The organism is Leifsonia xyli subsp. cynodontis (assembly GCF_050632205.1).
Lineage (GTDB): Bacteria > Actinomycetota > Actinomycetes > Actinomycetales > Microbacteriaceae > Leifsonia > Leifsonia xyli_D.
Map to the genome: position 1 here is coordinate 1,565,492 of NZ_CP192578.1, position 16,566 is coordinate 1,582,057.

General features: G+C 70.1%; 15 protein-coding genes and 1 pseudogene. 7 read left to right on the plus strand and 9 right to left on the minus strand.

The window, feature by feature from the left end:
- The 3 genes from ACQ86M_RS07750 to ACQ86M_RS07760 all read right to left on the minus strand — a co-directional run bounded on the left by ACQ86M_RS07750 (window position 1) and on the right by ACQ86M_RS07760 (window position 3,885).
- A complete protein-coding gene (locus ACQ86M_RS07750; RefSeq protein WP_431247634.1) occupies window positions 1-1,362 on the minus strand; it encodes an RNA polymerase sigma factor in 1,362 nt (453 codons plus the stop codon).
- Window positions 1,363-1,574: 212 nt separating this feature from the next.
- A complete protein-coding gene (locus tag ACQ86M_RS07755; protein WP_431247635.1) occupies window positions 1,575-2,906 on the minus strand; it encodes an MFS transporter in 1,332 nt (443 codons plus the stop codon).
- Window positions 2,907-2,955: 49 nt separating this feature from the next.
- A complete protein-coding gene (locus tag ACQ86M_RS07760; protein WP_431218175.1) occupies window positions 2,956-3,885 on the minus strand; it encodes a proteasome assembly chaperone family protein in 930 nt (309 codons plus the stop codon).
- A gap of 92 nt (window positions 3,886-3,977) precedes the next feature.
- On the opposite strand from ACQ86M_RS07760, the gene ACQ86M_RS07765 reads away from it, so the two are divergent.
- The 3 genes from ACQ86M_RS07765 to sucB all read left to right on the plus strand — a co-directional run bounded on the left by ACQ86M_RS07765 (window position 3,978) and on the right by sucB (window position 8,594).
- Window positions 3,978-5,480 carry a leucyl aminopeptidase gene (locus ACQ86M_RS07765; RefSeq protein ID WP_431247636.1) on the plus strand — a complete coding sequence of 501 codons (1,503 nt, stop codon included), beginning with the start codon at window positions 3,978-3,980 and terminating at the stop codon, window positions 5,478-5,480.
- Between the two features lie 104 nt (window positions 5,481-5,584).
- Window positions 5,585-6,958 carry a dihydrolipoyl dehydrogenase gene (gene lpdA / locus ACQ86M_RS07770; RefSeq protein ID WP_431247637.1) on the plus strand — a complete coding sequence of 458 codons (1,374 nt, stop codon included), beginning with the start codon at window positions 5,585-5,587 and terminating at the stop codon, window positions 6,956-6,958.
- A gap of 79 nt (window positions 6,959-7,037) precedes the next feature.
- On the plus strand, window positions 7,038-8,594 hold the full coding sequence (gene sucB / locus ACQ86M_RS07775; protein WP_431247638.1) for a 2-oxoglutarate dehydrogenase, E2 component, dihydrolipoamide succinyltransferase: 1,557 nt from the start codon (window positions 7,038-7,040) through the stop codon (window positions 8,592-8,594).
- 5 nt (window positions 8,595-8,599) lie between these two features.
- Here sucB and ACQ86M_RS07780 read toward each other — a convergent pair whose 3' ends face one another.
- Entirely contained in the window at window positions 8,600-9,973 is a 1,374-nt protein-coding gene (locus tag ACQ86M_RS07780) for a hypothetical protein (protein ID WP_431247639.1), read from the minus strand.
- 210 nt (window positions 9,974-10,183) lie between these two features.
- On the opposite strand from ACQ86M_RS07780, the gene lipB reads away from it, so the two are divergent.
- The 3 genes from lipB (at window position 10,184) to ACQ86M_RS07795 (ending at window position 12,587) form a co-directional block, all read left to right on the plus strand.
- On the plus strand, window positions 10,184-10,843 hold the full coding sequence (gene lipB, locus ACQ86M_RS07785) for a lipoyl(octanoyl) transferase LipB (RefSeq protein ID WP_431247640.1): 660 nt from the start codon (window positions 10,184-10,186) through the stop codon (window positions 10,841-10,843).
- Entirely contained in the window at window positions 10,840-11,829 is a 990-nt protein-coding gene (gene lipA, locus ACQ86M_RS07790) for a lipoyl synthase (protein ID WP_431247641.1), read from the plus strand. Before lipB ends, lipA begins: the two co-directional genes overlap by 4 nt.
- A 62-nt stretch (window positions 11,830-11,891) precedes the next feature.
- Window positions 11,892-12,587, plus strand: coding sequence for a DUF4191 domain-containing protein (locus tag ACQ86M_RS07795; RefSeq protein WP_431218182.1), 696 nt, complete (start codon window positions 11,892-11,894; stop codon window positions 12,585-12,587).
- Window positions 12,588-12,617: 30 nt separating this feature from the next.
- Here the strand turns inward: ACQ86M_RS07795 and ACQ86M_RS07800 are convergent, their stop codons facing one another.
- The gene (locus tag ACQ86M_RS07800; RefSeq protein WP_431247642.1) at window positions 12,618-13,040 is read right to left on the minus strand and encodes an RDD family protein; all 423 of its coding nucleotides are present in this window, start codon (window positions 13,038-13,040) and stop codon (window positions 12,618-12,620) included.
- A gap of 198 nt (window positions 13,041-13,238) precedes the next feature.
- Here ACQ86M_RS07800 and glnA point away from each other — a divergent pair, with 198 nt between their 5' ends.
- Window positions 13,239-14,663 (plus strand): type I glutamate--ammonia ligase, encoded by a 1,425-nt coding sequence (gene glnA, locus ACQ86M_RS07805; protein ID WP_431218184.1) that lies wholly within the window; start codon window positions 13,239-13,241, stop codon window positions 14,661-14,663.
- Here the strand turns inward: glnA and ACQ86M_RS07810 are convergent.
- The 4 genes and pseudogenes from ACQ86M_RS07810 to ACQ86M_RS07825 form a co-directional block, all read right to left on the minus strand.
- Entirely contained in the window at window positions 14,651-15,112 is a 462-nt protein-coding gene (locus ACQ86M_RS07810) for an acyltransferase family protein (RefSeq protein ID WP_431247643.1), read from the minus strand. The two genes, glnA and ACQ86M_RS07810, sit on opposite strands and share 13 nt — an antisense overlap.
- Window positions 15,112-15,864, minus strand: a pseudogene (locus tag ACQ86M_RS07815) (acyltransferase family protein); the annotation flags it as partial. The pseudogene ACQ86M_RS07815 and the gene ACQ86M_RS07810, both read right to left, overlap by 1 nt.
- Window positions 15,865-15,961: 97 nt before the next feature.
- Window positions 15,962-16,249, minus strand: coding sequence for a HigA family addiction module antitoxin (locus tag ACQ86M_RS07820; protein WP_431218186.1), 288 nt, complete (start codon window positions 16,247-16,249; stop codon window positions 15,962-15,964).
- Between the two features lie 28 nt (window positions 16,250-16,277).
- Window positions 16,278-16,559 carry a type II toxin-antitoxin system RelE/ParE family toxin gene (locus ACQ86M_RS07825; RefSeq protein ID WP_431247644.1) on the minus strand — a complete coding sequence of 94 codons (282 nt, stop codon included), beginning with the start codon at window positions 16,557-16,559 and terminating at the stop codon, window positions 16,278-16,280.
- Between the last annotated feature and the right edge of the window lie 7 nt (window positions 16,560-16,566).

The following is a 16,566-nucleotide window of genomic DNA, read 5'->3' on the forward strand; positions in this document are numbered from 1 at the left end:
TTACTCGAGGTAGTCGCGCAGCGACTGCGAACGCGACGGGTGACGCAGCTTCGCCATCGTCTTCGACTCGATCTGGCGGATGCGCTCACGCGTCACGCCGAAGGTGTCGCCGATCTGGTCGAGCGTCTTCGGCATGCCGTCGCCGAGGCCGAAGCGCATGCGGATCACGCCCGCCTCGCGCTCCGACAGCGAGTCGAGCAGGCTCTCCAGCTGCTTCTGCAGCATGGTGAAGCCGACCGCGTCGGCCGGCACGACCGCCTCGGTGTCCTCGATCAGGTCGCCGAACTCGCTGTCGCCGTCCTCACCCAGCGGGGTGTGGAGCGAGATGGGCTCGCGACCGTACTTCTGCACCTCGATGACCTTCTCCGGGGTCATGTCGAGTTCCTTCGACAGCTCCTCGGGGGTGGGCTCACGGCCCAGGTCCTGCAGCATCTGGCGCTGCACGCGGGCCAGCTTGTTGATGACCTCGACCATGTGCACCGGGATGCGGATGGTGCGCGCCTGGTCGGCCATGGCGCGGGTGATGGCCTGGCGGATCCACCACGTCGCGTAGGTGGAGAACTTGAAGCCCTTCGTGTAGTCGAACTTCTCGACGGCACGGATGAGGCCCAGGTTGCCCTCCTGGATCAGGTCGAGGAACTGCATGCCGCGGCCGGTGTACCGCTTGGCGAGGCTCACGACGAGTCGCAGGTTGGCGCCGAGCAGGTGGCTCTTCGCGCGCTGGCCGTCGCGGGCGACCCACTTCAGCTCGCGCTCGAGCTCCTTGGTGAGGTTCGGCGTGTTGGCCAGCTTGTCCTCGGCGAACAGCCCCGCCTCGATCCGCATCGCGAGCTCGACCTCTTCGGCCGCGTTCAGCAGCGGGACCTTTCCGATCTGCTTGAGGTAGTCCTTGACCGGGTCGGCGGTGGCGCCGGTGATCGTCGTCGAGTAGACGGGGATGTCGTCCTCCTCGTCGACCGCGCGCAGCACGAGCGCGTCGGTCGGCAGGGGGATCTCGACCGGAGCGACGGCCGCGGGCACAGCACCCTCGGCGTCGGCGTCGGCGTCGTCGGAGTCGGTCTCGCCGGCCTCGGCCTCGTCGGACTCGGTGTCGTCCGAGGCCTCCGCCTCGTCGGCGACGTCCTCCTCGTCGATCTCGACCTCGGCCTCGTCGTCGAGCTCCTCGTCGTCGTCGGCCTTCGCCTTGGCGGTCTGCTTCTTCGCAGCGGTCGCCTTCGTCTTGGCGGGGGCCTTCGCCGCCGTCGTCTTCTTCGCGCCCGTCTTCTTGGCGGCGGGCTTCGCCGTCTCGTCCGCGGCGACGGTCACGGTCTCCTCGACCTCGACCTCCGCATCGCGGGTCTTCGTTGCTGCACGGGTTGCCATGTGAACACCTTTCATACCAAGCGGAGGAGGGCCGGGATCCTGACGGCCGAGCCTGGCTCAGGGTTGCGTGCGGACACTACTAAGACCCAAGTCAAGTCCGGGTGGAAGCGCCGGGCATCGTCGAATGCTCCGGCCCCGGGACATGAATGGGTCCAGACATCAATTATTGCACGTCTCACGCGTCCCCCCGACCACGATCGGCGAATCGCCCCCTACAGCGCTTCGTGCCCGCCGCGCCTCCTCCACGCTCCGACGAGTGCAACCCACAACGGGGCCACTTCTATTCCCTCGTCCTCGCGCAGACGGCGGCGCGTGCGGCGGCGCGCGTGCACCAGGAAGCCGACCCCGATGCCGACGATGACGTACTGGATGGCGAACGCCCAGCGGAAGTGGTCCAGCTGGTAGAGCTGCGCATCCCCCTCGGCCCCGTGCGCCTGGAGGTCGAGCGAGACGCCGATGAGGAACATCATGACGAAGCTCGCCAGGAACCCGCCGACGTTCACGATGCCGTTCGCCGAACCGAGGCTGTGGAGCGGGTTGAAGGTGCGCGCGAAGTCGAAGCCGATCAGCGACCCCGGCCCGCCGATGCCGATCGCCGCGATCAGCACGACGACGGTCCACATGGGCGGCGTACCCGGCCAGAGCAGCACGAGCGTCCATGCCGCCGCCATCATCCCCACGATGCCGAGCACCATGTTGCTGCGGCGCATCGGGAAGCGCGCGGTCAGGATGCCGAGGATCGGCCCCGAGACGAGCCCGGCTCCGACGAGCACGGTGAGCAGCGCCGACGCCGCCGCGGGCTGGATGCCCAGCGCGAACACCAGGAACGGGATGCCCCACATCAGGCTGAACACCGTTCCCGACGACTGCGTCACGAAGTGCGACCAGAACCCGAGCTGCGTGCCCGGCCGGGCGAGGCTGATCCGCAGCTGCCGCAGAGAGTCCGACCAGGATGCGGGACGCGGGCCCTCGCTCGCCCCGACCGGACGGTCGGAGACCCCCACGGCGATGCCGATCACGGCGACGACGGAGAGCGACGCGGCGGAGAGGAAGGCGACCGTCCAGCCGGACAGGTGCAGGAGCAGCGCGAACGGGACGGCGGACAGCACCTGCCCCAGCTGGCCGACGTTGCCGATCCACTGCGACAGCTGCGGCACGATGCGGCCGCGGAACCACGAGTTGACCAGCCGCATGAGAGAGGTGAAGACGGTCGCATCCCCCGCCCCGACGAGGATGCGCCCGAGGATCGCGATGGCGATGCTCGGCGCCAGCGCGACGGCGACCTGCCCCACCACCATGAGGGCGGTGCCGACCAGCATGAGGACGCGGGAGCCGATGCGGTCGATCAGCACGCCGACGGGCACCTGCATGCCGGCGTAGACGATCAGCTGCACGACGGCCAGCGTGGAGAGCACGGAGGCCGAGACGTGGAAGCGCTCCGTCGCCGCGACGCCCGCGACACCGATCGTGGTGCGCTGCATGACGGCGATCAGGTAGGCGAAGACGCCGATCCCGTAGACGACCCAGGAACGACGAGAATTCACCGAACGATCCTACGCCCGGCTATACAGGCGCCCCGACGGGCATGTGCGCTCAGCGCTCCCCGCGCCCGTTCTCCTCGTCGCCGTGGCGGCGGAACGCCAGGAAGTTCTCCAGCTCGGCCGCGATCTCATCCGCACTCGGCAGTTCGCCATCGCTGTCGGTCAGCGGCGAGCGGAGCTGCGTGTCCTCCATATAGGAGTCGTGCCGCTCCTCCAGCGTCCCGACCAGGCGACCCAGCTCGGGGTTGCCTGCGACCTGCTCGTCGATGTTCGCGATGAAGTCGCGGTCCTCCTGGCGGAGCCGGTCGGTCGGGAAGATCAGCCCGGTGGCCGCGCTGATCGAGTCGAGCGCGGCGACAGCGGCCGCCGGATACTCGGTGTCGGCGAGGTAGTGCGGGATGAGCAGGATGAAGCCGGCGATCGGGTACGAGCGCTGCTGCAGGCGGTACTCGAGCAGGTGCAGCGCGTTGGCCGGAACCTGCGTGTGCGGCTTCCAGATCGACATGGAGTCGATCAGCTCCTGACGGTTGCCGCTCACGGTCACGCCGATCGGGCGGGTGTGCGGGACGGGCATCGGGATGGAGTGCACCCAGGTGATGCTCTTCACCTGGAAGCGCTCGATCAGGCCGAGCACCGCATCCGTGAACGCCTCCCACCGGAAGTCCGGCTCGAAGCCCGACAGCAGCAGGAACGGCTGACGCAGCTCGTCGTAGGCCAGGTAGAGCTTGAGCGTCGCCGGCTGGTAGTCGGTCAGGTGGTCCTGGTCGAAGTAGATGATCGGCCGGCGCGCGCGGTAGTCGAGCAGGATGTCCGCATCGAACGTCGCGACGACCTCGCTGTCGAGGGTGCCGAGGAGGTAGGTTCCGAGCTGGCTCACCCCGGAGCCCGCGTCGGCGAAGCCCGTCAGGCCGGCCACCAGCGGGAGGCCCGCCGGGACCTCCAGCGCCGGGTTGAGCTCGAACAGTTCGCCGGGGTCACGCATACCTCAACTCTAGATCGGTACCCGCCGCCGCTGGCCGGCACACGGCCGCTCCCGGGAACGCCCACAGCGAACACCCGCGTTAGGGTCGGAGCATGACCGTTCCCACGCTGACCGTGACCGCATCCACCACCCCCGCCACCTCCGCCGACGTGCTGGTGGTCGCCGCGCGGGCGACGCGCGATGGAGTGACGGTGCTCTCCGGCGAGCGGCGGGACGAGCTGGCGCAGCAGCTGCGCGAGGTCGGGTTCTCGGGCGGCAAGGACGAGCTGGTCCGGCTCCCCGGTCGCGGCGACGGGCCGTCGCTCGCGGTGATCGGCCTGCCCGAGGACGGCGCGGACGCGTTGCGGTACGCCGCCGGCAGCGCCGTGCGTCAGCTCGCCGGGACGGCCGCGGTCGCGCTCGACCTGCCGGCCGGTACCTCGGACGAGGTCGGAGCAGCCCTCGAGGGCGCCGCGCTCGGCGCGTACGCCTTCACCGAGTACCGGGAGAAGAGCCGTCCGGCGGCGAAGGATCCGGTCGGCTCGATCGAGCTGCTGACGGCGGACGGCGACGCGGATGCGAACGCCGACGCGGACGCCCTGGTGACCCGCGCGACCGCCGTCGCCGAGGCGGCGGCACTGGTGAAGGACCTGGTGAACACCCCGCCGCTCGACCTCTACCCCGAGACCTTCGCCGACCGCGCGGTCGCCGCCGCGTCGGAGCTCCCTGTCGACGTGACCGTCTGGGACGAGGAGAGGCTTGCGGCGGACGGCTTCGGCGGCATCCTCGGCGTCGGCCAGGGGTCGACCCGTCCCCCGCGCCTTGTGAAGGTCGTCTACGCGCCGGAGGGCGCATCCCGTCACCTCGCCCTGGTCGGCAAGGGCATCACGTTCGACTCCGGCGGCCTGTCGCTGAAGCCGGCGACCGGCATGGTCGGCATGAAGTACGACATGACCGGTGCCGCCACCGTGCTGGCCGTCGCACTCGCGGCGGCGCGCCTGGCGCTGCCGGTGCGCGTCACCGCGTGGCTCTGCCTGGCGGAGAACATGCCCTCGGGATCGGCGATCCGCCCGAACGACGTGCTCCGCATCCGCGGCGGCCGCACCGTCGAGGTCCTGAACACCGACGCCGAGGGCCGGCTCGTGCTCGCCGACGGCCTGGTCGCGGCCAGCGAGGAGCAGCCGGATGCGATCGTCGACGTCGCGACCCTGACCGGCGCCGCCATGGTGGCGCTCGGCACGCGGTACGCGGCCGTCATGGGATCGGACGGCCTCGTCGACGACGTGCTCGCCGCCGGGCGCGAGAGCGGTGAGCTGCTCTGGCCCATGCCGCTCCCGGGCGAGCTGCGGGCCACCATCAACTCCGACGTCGCCGACATCGCGAACGCCAACCCGGGGAACACCGCGGGCGGCGCGCTGCTCGCCGGCGTGTTCCTGCAGGAGTTCGTCGGCCGCACCGGCGACGAGGACGACGCCCCGCGCATCCCCTGGGCGCACCTCGACATCGCCGGCCCGGCGAAGAGCCCGGCGGCGCCGTACGGATTCACCGGCAAGGGCCCGTCCGCCGTCAGCGTACGGGCGCTGGTTCGCCTGGCCGAGAGCTTTTCCCGGAGGTAGTAGGGTCGTATGGGCGGGAAAACCCGCCCATCAACACGTCTCCCGGAGCCACCCCTTCGGGCGGCTTCGTGTCACATGATCCTGATGCGCGAGGGAGTAGCTGGGTGTCTGAGCAGAACTTTGACATTGTGGTGCTCGGCGGTGGGAGTGGAGGCTACGCAGCAGCGCTGCGTGCGGCCGAGCTCGGATTCACCGTCGGCATGATCGAGAAGGACAAGGTCGGCGGCACCTGCCTGCACCGCGGCTGCGTCCCGACGAAGGCGCTGCTCCACGCGGCGGAGATCGCCGACTACTCGCGCGAGTCCGCGAAGTACGGCATCGTCACCGAGCTGCAGGGTGTCGACATCAACGGCGTCACCCAGTACCGCCAGGGGATCGTCGCCAAGAAGTACAAGGGCCTCCAGGGCCTGGTGAAGGCCCGCGGCATCACCGTGATCGAGGGCGAAGGTCGGCTGACCTCCCCGACCACCGTGCAGGTGGGCGACGACACCATCGTCGGCAAGAACGTCATCCTGGCCACCGGCTCCTACTCGCGCTCGCTCCCGGGCCTCGAGATCGGCGGCCGCGTGATCACCAGCGAGCAGGCCCTCGAGCTCGACTTCGTGCCCAAGAAGGTCGCCGTGCTCGGCGGCGGCGTCATCGGCGTCGAGTTCGCCAGCGTGTGGAAGTCGTTCGGCTCCGACGTCACCATCATCGAGGCGCTGCCGCACCTCGTCCCCAACGAGGACGAGTCGATCAGCAAGTCCCTGGAGCGCGCGTTCCGCCGCCGCGGCATCGACTACAGCCTGGGTGTCCGCTTCCAGGGCGTCACCCAGAACGAGAACGGCGTCGTCGTCACCCTCGAGAACGGCAACACCATCGAGGCGGACATCCTCCTCGTCGCCGTCGGCCGCGGGCCGCTCACGCAGGGCCTCGGCTTCGACGAGGTCGGCGTCACCATGGACCGCGGCTTCGTCATCACCGACGAGCGCCTGCACACCAACATCCCCGGCGTCTACGCGGTCGGCGACATCGTCCCCGGCCTGCAGCTCGCGCACCGCGGCTTCCAGCAGGGCATCTTCGTCGCCGAGGAGATCGCGGGCCTCAACCCGATCGTCATCCCGGACGTCAACATCCCCAAGGTGACGTACTGCGACCCCGAGGTTGCGTCGATCGGCCTCACCGAGGCGAAGGCGGCCGAGAAGTACGGCGCCGACAGCGTCTCGAGCTACGACTACAGCCTCGCGGGCAACGCGCGCAGCGAGATCATCGGCACCAACGGAAGCGTCAAGGTCGTGCGTCTGAACGACGGCCCCGTGCTCGGCGTGCACATGATCGGCGCGCGCGTCGGCGAACTGATCGGCGAGGCGCAGCTGGCCGTGAACTGGGAGGCGTACCCCGAGGACATCGCTCCTCTCGTGCACGCGCACCCCACGCAGAACGAGTCCCTCGGCGAGGCGTTCCTGTACCTCGCGGGCAAGCCGCTGCACACCCTCTAGGACGACCAGGCGGGTCCGCCTCGCGCGGACCCGCCTGCAATAAGCTACTGAACGATCAGGTTTTGAAGGAGAGAAGCTCATGAGCGAATCCGTCAGCCTCCCGGCGCTCGGCGAGAGCGTCACGGAAGGCACGGTCACACGCTGGCTGAAGAACGTTGGCGACCGTGTCGAGGTGGACGAGCCCCTGCTCGAAGTCTCGACCGACAAGGTCGACACCGAGATCCCGTCGCCGGTCGCCGGCGTCATCGAGGAGATCCTGGTGCAGGAGGACGAGACGGTCGAGGTGGGCACCGCGCTCGTGCGCATCGGTGACGGCTCCGGCGCGGGCGCCGAGGCGCCGGCCGCCGAGGCCGCTCCTGCCGAGGCCGCTCCGGCCGAGCAGGCCGCTCCCGCGGAGGCTGCTCCGGCCGAGCAGGCTGCGCCCGCCCAGGAGGCCCCGGCACAGCAGGAGGCTCCTGCCGCTGCCGCGCCCGCACCGGCTCCCGCCCAGGAGCCCGCTCCCGCGCAGGCGGCTCCGGCGCAGGAGTCCGCTCCCGCCCCCGCTGCTCCGGCTGCGCCCGCCCCTGCTGCTCCGGCTGCGCCCGCTCAGGCTGCCCCCGCCGCCCCGGCCCCCGCTGCCGCTGCTCCGGCCGCCCCGGCCCCGGCTGCTCCCGCCGCACCCGCGCAGGCCGCACCGGCTCCGGCGGCGCCCGCCGCTGCGGCCGCTCCCGCCTCATCGGGCGGCGCCCACGCCGGCAACGCCGGCTACGTGACGCCGATCGTCCGCAAGCTCGCGAACGAGCAGGGCGTCGACCTGTCGACCGTCACCGGAACCGGTGTCGGCGGACGCATCCGCAAGGAGGACATCCTCCAGGCCGCCGCTCCCGCCGCCTCCGCGTCCGCTGCCCCCGCCGCCGCTGCTCCGGCTCCCGAGGTCTCGCCGCTGCGCGGCACGACCCAGCCGATGTCGCGTCTGCGCAAGGTCGTCGCTGAACGCGCCGTCGTGTCGATGCAGTCGACCGCGCAGCTGACCAGCGTGGTCGAGGTCGACGTGACGAAGGTCGCAGCGTTCCGCGACCGCGTGAAGGCCGATTTCGTCGCCAAGACCGGTGTGAAGCTCTCCTTCCTGCCGTTCTTCGCCCTGGCCGCCGCCGAGGCGCTCAAGACGTACCCCGTCATCAACGCCACCGTCGACGGCGACAGCATCGTGTACCCGGACCACGAGAACATCTCGATCGCCGTGGACACCGAGCGCGGCCTCCTCACCCCGGTGGTGCGCAACGCCTCCGAGCTCGACATCGTCAATCTGGCCAAGGAGATCGCGGACCTCGCGGAGCGCACCCGCGACAACCGCCTGAAGCCGGACGAGCTCGCCGGCGGCACGTTCACGCTGACGAACACCGGTTCGCGCGGCGCGCTGTTCGACACCCCGCTCGTGTTCCTCCCGCAGGTCGCGATCCTGGGCACGGGCATCGTGACCAAGAAGCCGGTCGTGGTCTCGGCGGACGGCTCCGACTCGATCGCGATCCGCTCGACGGTGTACCTGGCCCTGTCGTACGACCACCGCATCGTGGACGGCGCCGACGCGGCCCGCTTCCTCGTCGCGGTGAAGAACCGCCTCGAGGGCGGCAACTTCGAGGGCAACCTCGGTCTCTGACCCCGTCACGGGAACACTGCCCGCAGTCGCCAACCGGCCTCGCCCCTCACCAGCAGGAGCGAGGCCGGTTCGCTGTGCGGGGTGCGCCGTGCGTCCGGCGCCACCGCCACCAGCGCCGCGTCGCCCCACGACTCGACGAGGCTGAGGTCCGCGCCCGCGTAGTCCCGCGCCCCGGCGGCACCGGATGCACCGAGGGCCTGCGTCTCCTGCGCGACGAACGAGGGCTCGCCGTCGAGCAATGGCGCGAGGCACTCCGCCCCTCGACTCTTCGCCGCGAAACAGGCGTGCCGCGCCTGAAGGAGTGCGCCGGCCGCCGTGACCGCATCCTGGTCCCCGCTCAGTGCGGCGGCAGGGGCTGCCGCCCCCGTCCCTGGAGGTGGTTCGGGCGTCGTCGTCGGCGAGGCCGGTGCTCCTCGCGCGCCCGAGGCCGGCGGGTCGGACGCCGTGCCGGCCGCACGAGGAGCGGCCGGCACCGTCGCCAGCGGCGTCGACGGTCCGGAGACCGGAGCACTCTCGGCGGGCGAGGTCGGCAACAACACGAGGATTGCCAGTGCGGCCGCCACGGGAACCGCCCCGGCCACCGCGAGAGCCGGTCGTCGCCTGAGCCACGCAGCGCAAGCCTGCGTCAGTGTACGGACCGGCTCCCCGTCGAGCAGGCTCATCGCCGCTGTGACCGCCCGCTCGATGCCGTGCACGTGCGACCGGGGATGGACGGGCTCGCGCTCCGACGCCTCGATCCGCCCGAGCTCGACCGGCTCGGGTGGCACAGCCGCGAGCACCGCCTCCTCGACCGCTCCCCACGTTCCCGCTCGCAAGCCCCTCTCGATCGCCGCCAGCAGCAGCATCCCCGACCCGTCCGTCACCCGCAGGCAGACCTGTCGCCCCCAGGCGTAGTACGCCTCGGCATCCGCCACCGCCGCCTCCGGCGAGAAGGGGACCACGGCATCCAGACGATCGAGGGCCGGGCACCCGTCTCCCGCGAACACGACACCGTCGCCGCTCAGCGCGGGCCGGGCCCACCCGCCACGGTGCAACGCATCGATGCCCGCGGCCACGCCCAGGAGCACCGTCGCCGCCTCTCCGCCGCGGAGACCGCCGTCCCGATGCAGCATCGGTTCGAGCGCCCCGGCGTCCGCCGCCGTCAGCAGCACGGCATCCAGCTCCCTGCCGTGCGCGCGGCACGGCGGCAGCTCCCGCACGACACCGACCACGTGCTCGGACGCCGCCGCACGCCGCGCCCCGAGCTCGGCCGCCGGCGCTTCCCCGCGGCGTTCCCGGACGCGCAGCACGCACCTGCCCGGAAGCCCCGCACCGGAGACCACGACCCGCGCCTCCGCGACATCGGGCGACTCCTCGCGTGGATGGAGCGGGCTCAGCACCTGCCACCCCTCCCGCTGGGCGACGGTCGCCGCCGCGCGCCGGAGCTCGTCGCGCGTGGCAGGGAGCGAACGATGGTTTCGTCGTAGTCGGATCACGCGTCCATCCCATCGGATCGAGAAACCCGGCGAAGCACCGGCGACCGATCCGTGGATAACCCGCCGCCTACCGCCCTTGTGGGCACTTCTCCCCCGGGGACATAGACTGGCCGGGTGACCACGTATGACGTCACGGGGCTAAGCGCCAACTCCGTGCCGTATCTCGAGGCCCTTCAGCAGCAGCGTGCCCTGCACGCCGCTGTCGTCGCAGGCCGGGCGCCAGACACCGTCATCCTCCTCGAGCACCCGCCGGTCTACACCGCGGGCAAGCGGACCGACCCGAGCGAACGCCCGACCGACGGCACTCCCGTCGTCGACGTCGACCGGGGCGGCAAGATCACCTGGCACGGGCCGGGGCAGCTCGTCGGGTACCCGATCCTCCGCCTCCACGACCCCATCGACGTCGTCGGCTACGTCCGAGCGCTCGAGCGCGTCCTGATCGACGTGCTGGCCCGTCTCGGCGTCACCGGCGAGCAGATCGAAGGCCGATCCGGCGTATGGATGCGCCCCGAGAACAACCCCGGAGCAGTGCGCGACGAGAAGATCGCCGCCATCGGCATCCGCGTCGCCGAAGGCGTCACGATGCACGGCTTCGCACTGAACTGCTCGAACAGCCTCGACGCCTACGAGAGCATCGTCGCGTGCGGCATCCGGGACGCGGGCGTCACGACGATCTCGCGGGTCCTCGGCCGCACCGTCACCCCGCAGGACGTCGCTCCGCTCGTGCAGGCCGCGTTCGACCGGGAGTTCACCTCCGCCGAGGCCGTCGCGTGAGCGCCGTACCCGAGGGGCGCCGGATGCTGCGCCTCGAGGTCCGCAACGCCCAGACGCCGATCGAGCGCAAGCCCGAGTGGATCAAGACGAAGGCGAAGATGGGCCCCGAGTACCGCCAGCTGCAGAGCCTGGTGAAGTCGGAGGAGCTCCACACGGTGTGCCAGGAGGCGGGCTGCCCGAACATCTACGAGTGCTGGGAGGACCGCGAGGCGACGTTCCTCATCGGCGGCTCGCAGTGCACCCGGCGGTGCGACTTCTGCCAGATCGACACCGGCAAGCCGGCCGAGTTCGACCGCGACGAGCCGCGACGGGTCGCCGAGTCCGTCCAGCGGATGGGGCTCCGGTACGCCACCGTCACGGGCGTCGCGCGCGACGACCTGGAGGACGAGGGCTCGTGGCTCTACGCGGAGACCATCCGCGAGATCCACCGCCAGTCCCCCGGCACGGGCGTCGAGATCCTCGTCCCCGACTTCTCCGGCAACCCCGAGTACCTCGGCGAGGTTTTCTCCGCCGGGCCGGAGGTCTTCGCGCACAACGTGGAGACCGTCCCGCGCATCTTCAAGCGCATCCGCCCGGCCTTCCGGTACGAGCGCTCGCTCGACGTGCTGACGCAGGGACGCGCGGCGGGCCTGATCACCAAGTCGAATCTGATCCTCGGGATGGGCGAGGAGCGCGCCGAGATCAGCACCGCTCTGCGCGACCTGCACGACGCGGGGACCGACATCATCACGATCACCCAGTATCTGCGGCCGAGCCCGCGGCACCTCCCGGTGGCGCGCTGGGTGCACCCGGACGAGTTCGTCGAGCTGAAGCAGGAGGCGGAGGAGATCGGCTTCCTCGGCGTGCTCTCCGGGCCGCTCGTGCGTTCGTCGTACCGCGCCGGGCGCCTCTGGGCACAGTCGATGCACGCGAAGGGACGGCCGGTGCCGGAGGAGCTGCAGCACCTCGCCGACGCCTCCCTCGGGTTCGCGCAAGCGGTGTCCTGACAGCGCTCTCCCGGGAGCGAACGGGTCATCTGGAACGCCGCCGAGCCGGTATCCTTGGAGCTATGGCAAAGGACAAGTCCACCAAGGAGCCCGGCCGTCTGAAGCAGATGTGGCAGGTGTTCCAGATGACCCGCCGGTACGACGACCGCGCGGTGCTCTACATCGTCCTCGGTGCTGTCCTCCCGATCATCGTGGGCGTGCTCCTCGCGGTCTTCCTGTCTGGCGGCAACGTCTTCACGATGGTGCTGTGGATCCTCGCGGGCGTGCTCGCGGGCCTCCTGATCGCGCTCATCATCCTGGGCCGTCGCGCCGAGCGAGCCGCGTACTCGCAGATCGAGGGCCAGCCGGGCGCCGTCGGCGCCGTGCTCCGCTCGTCGCTGAAGCGCAGCTGGCGCGGCTCCGAGATGCCCGTCGCCGTCAACGGCAAGACGCAGGATGCGGTCTACCGCGCGACCGGGCGCGGCGGCGTCGTGCTCATCAGCGAGGGACCGGCCACCCGCACCAAGCGGATGGTGGACGAGGAGCGCCGCAAGGTCAACCGCGTCCTGCCGAACGTGCCCGTGACGATCATCAGCGTGGGCCCCGACGCCGACTCGGTGCCGCTGCACAAGGTGCCGCGGACGCTGGCGAAGATCAAGCCGACCCTCACCAAGGCCGAGGTGCTGGCGATCAGCAACCGCCTCCAGTCGATGGAGAACCAGATGCCCATCCCGAAGGGCATCGACCCGATGAAGGTCCGCGCTCAGCGAGCCCGCTGACTCCGGCCTCGACGTTCGGAGAACCCGCGCTCAGGCGCGGATGAGGACGGTTCCGGCGATCTTGTCGTGGAAGCCGCGTTGGTCGGAGTCCCAGACGAGGGCCGGGATCGCGAGGCAGAGCAGCAGCGTGCGGACGATCGGGCGCCAGACGCCGACCCACCCTCCGCGGATCGCGACCACGCGCATCCCGAAGATGCGATGACCGAGGCTTCCGCCGATCGTGGGGATGAAGAGGATCTGCATCAGCGCGAAGATCCCGATCGTCGCCCACGAGTCGTAGCGGAAGAACGCGAACGACAGGAACGACGCGATCGCCCAGTCGACGACGATCGCGCCGATGCGGCGGCCGACCCGGCCCACGGACCGCTGGCCCGTCTCGGGGAGGCCGAGCCGCTCCCCCGGGTAACGACTGGGGGCGATGTCACGGGGGCGGTCGGCGGGGTTCTGCGGCACCCGCCGAGTCTACCGAGCGGCGCGGCGCGCATTCTGAGCACCGCATCCTGAGCAGCCATCCCGCGCGTATCCCCTGCCCGGGTACCCGTAACACGCTGGAAACATTCGCGTGACCCCCGGGAAACGGCCTCCCCTACCGTGGACGAGTGGACTGCATGCGCAGTCCGGTCACCCGCAAAGCCATTGGGAGTCGTCCGTATGTTCCGTGATTCTTCCGAGGTGCTCAAGTTCATCAAGGACACCGACGTCAAGTTCCTTGATATCCGCTTCACCGACCTTCCCGGTGTGCAGCAGCACTTCAACATCCCCGCCGCGACCGTCGACGAGGAGTTCTTCTCCGTCGGCCAGCTGTTCGACGGCTCCTCGATCCGCGGCTTCGCGTCGATCCACGAGTCCGACATGCAGCTCATCCCGGACGTGTCGACCGCCTACATCGACCCGTTCCGCGCCGAGCGCACCCTCATCATGGTGTTCGACATCTACAACCCGCGCAACGGCGAGATCTACGCGAAGGACCCGCGTCAGGTGGCCAAGAAGGCGGAGAAGTACCTCGCGTCGACCGGCATCGCCGACACCGCGTACTTCGCCCCGGAGGCGGAGTTCTACATCTTCGACGACGTGCGCTACGAGGTGAAGCAGAACTCCAGCTTCTACTCCGTCGACTCGGAGGAGGGCGCCTGGAACTCGGGCCGCGTCGAAGAGGGCGGCAACCTCGCCAACAAGACCCCGTACAAGGGCGGCTACTTCCCGGTCAGCCCGGTCGACAAGCAGGCCGACCTGCGCGACGACATCTCGCTGAAGCTCATCGACGCCGGCCTCATCCTGGAGCGCGCGCACCACGAGGTGGGCACCGGCGGCCAGGCCGAGATCAACTACCGCTTCGACACGATGGTGCACGCGGCGGACGACATCCTCAAGTTCAAGTACATCGTCAAGAACACGGCGAACGAGTGGGGCAAGACGGCGACGTTCATGCCGAAGCCCCTCTTCGGCGACAACGGCTCGGGCATGCACACGCACCAGTCGCTGTGGAACGACGGCAAGCCGCTGTTCTACGACGAGGCCGGCTACGGCGGCCTGTCCGACATCGCGCGCTGGTACATCGGCGGCCTGCTCAAGCACGCCCCGGCTGTCCTGGCCTTCACGAACCCGACGGTGAACTCGTTCCACCGCCTGGTCCCCGGCTTCGAGGCCCCGGTCAACCTGGTCTACTCGGCCGGTAACCGCTCGGCGTCCATCCGCATCCCGATCACGGGCTCCAACCCGAAGGCGAAGCGCATCGAGTTCCGCGCGCCCGACGCCTCCGGCAACCCGTACCTGGCGTTCGCCGCCCAGCTGATGGCGGGCCTCGACGGCATCAAGAACCGCATCGAGCCGCACGAGCCGGTCGACAAGGACCTCTACGAGCTCCCGCCGGAGGAGGCGCGCAACATCCCGCAGGTGCCGGCGTCGCTCGGCGAGGCGCTCGACGCGCTCGAGGCCGACCACGACTTCCTCACCGCGGGCGGCGTGTTCACCCCGGAGCTCATCGAGACCTGGATCGAGTACAAGCGCGAGAAGGAGATCAAGCCCCTCGCGCAGCGTCCGCACCCGTTCGAGTACGAGCTGTACTACGGAGTCTGACCCGCGTCAGACGCAGGCAAGGGCCGCATCCCGCTCGGGGTGCGGCCCTTCTGCCGTTCCCGGGCCAGCGCGCGTCCGACGGTGCGCGAGAGGGTGATGGAGGGCCGCTCCACGAACCGGTGGAACACCTCGGCGACGAGCAGGATGACGGGCACCAGCGGCGCGGCCACGAGCAGCCACCACCAGCCGTCGGCTCCGACCAGGATCGCCGCGGCGACGAGGATCGGCTCATGGACGAGGTAGATGCTGAACGACCGCGTCCCCGCCCACTGCAGCGGCCGGGTCTCGAGCGCACGGCGGACCGGCGACGCGAAGGCGAGCGCGACGATGGTGGCGACGCCGGTGAGGCTGAGCAGGTAGGCGAACGCCTGCAGGGGGCGTAGCCGTTCGGTGCGATCAGGGTGGGACTGACAGTGAGCAGCAGCGCCGCAGCGACGATCGGCCACCACACCGTGACCCGCGAGGCCGCTTCGGCGATCCGGGCGCGGTTGAAGGCGAGCAGCATCCCCATGCCGAAGACCGGGAGGTACTGGAGCAGGTCCGCCGTCAGCCAGGCCGCCGGGAGCACCTGACGGACCGCGTCGAACCGCGCGACGGCGGAGATCAGCATGAGCAGCGGGATGGCCGCCCACCACCACCGCGCCGCCCGGGACCAGCGGATCAGCAGGAACATCACCGGCATGAGGAGCGAGAACCACACCTCCCAGGTGAGCGACCACAGCGGGCTGTTCAGGTTGGAGGTGCCGAGCACCAGCACCAGGTCGTGCCAGAGGCCGTTGAGCGTCGGGTCGTGATGGGTGCCCATCCACCCGCCCATGGCCGGGTTGCGCGGGACAGCCAGGGCGAGCGCCAGCGCCAGCGCGATCGACGCCCACACCGGCACGTAGAGCCGCACGACCCGCCGCCCGTAGTACGCGATCGTGCTTCGTACGGTCGGCGGCCGGCCGAGGAAGGGCAACGTCAGCACGAAGCCGGAAAGCACGAAGAACACCAGCACGGCCTCGTGGCCGGCGAACAGCAGCCGCAACGGCGTGTGGAAGAGCCACCACTCGACGCTCGACGGCGACGCCTCCGCCTTGTCGATGTACAGAGCGGAGATGGCCGGGACAACGAGCAGCGCGTGGTACCCGATGACGACCAGCGACGCGACCCCGCGCAGGCCGTCCAGCGATGCGTAGCGCGGTTCCTGAGGATTGCTCACTCACGCAGTGATAGTACCGAGGGTGGACAGCGTGGTGCACCCCGAACGGGTCACACCAGCTCGGCGGTCACACCGGCAGGGACAGGGTCACCCGAACTCAACTCGCGATCACAGGCCGGATCTCGTCGAACTCCTCGGCATGCGCGTCGAGCGCTCGCTCCAGGTCGTAGTGCGCCTGCAGGTTGAGCCAGAACTCGGCCGTCGTACCGAACGCGCGCGCCAGCCGAAGGGCGGTGTCTGGGGTGATCGCCCGCTTACCGGCCACGATGTCGCCGATACGCTGCGCAGGCACATTGATCGCCTTCGCCAGCGCGTACTTGGTCAGACCGAGTGGGACCATGAACTCTTCGTGGAGAACCTCTCCGGGGGTGATGAAATCGATCATATGAACTCTCCTGGATGCGTCGTTTCCGTCAGTGATAGTCGACGATCTGCACGTCTTCCGGTCCGCCGCTGGTCCAGCGGAAGCAGATGCGGAATTGGTCGTTGATGCGGATGCTGTACTGACCGGCTCGATCGCCGCTCAGCTTCTCCAACCGGTTGCCCGGAGGTACCCGGCAATCGTTGAGGTCAGCCGCGGCGTTCAGGATGGTGAGCTTGCGACGGGCCATGCGGCGGATGTCGGGGCCGAACCGCTTGACGGGAAGGCCGAACCACACCTCCTCCGTGTCGCGATCAGCGAAGGAGTGGAGCATGCTCAAT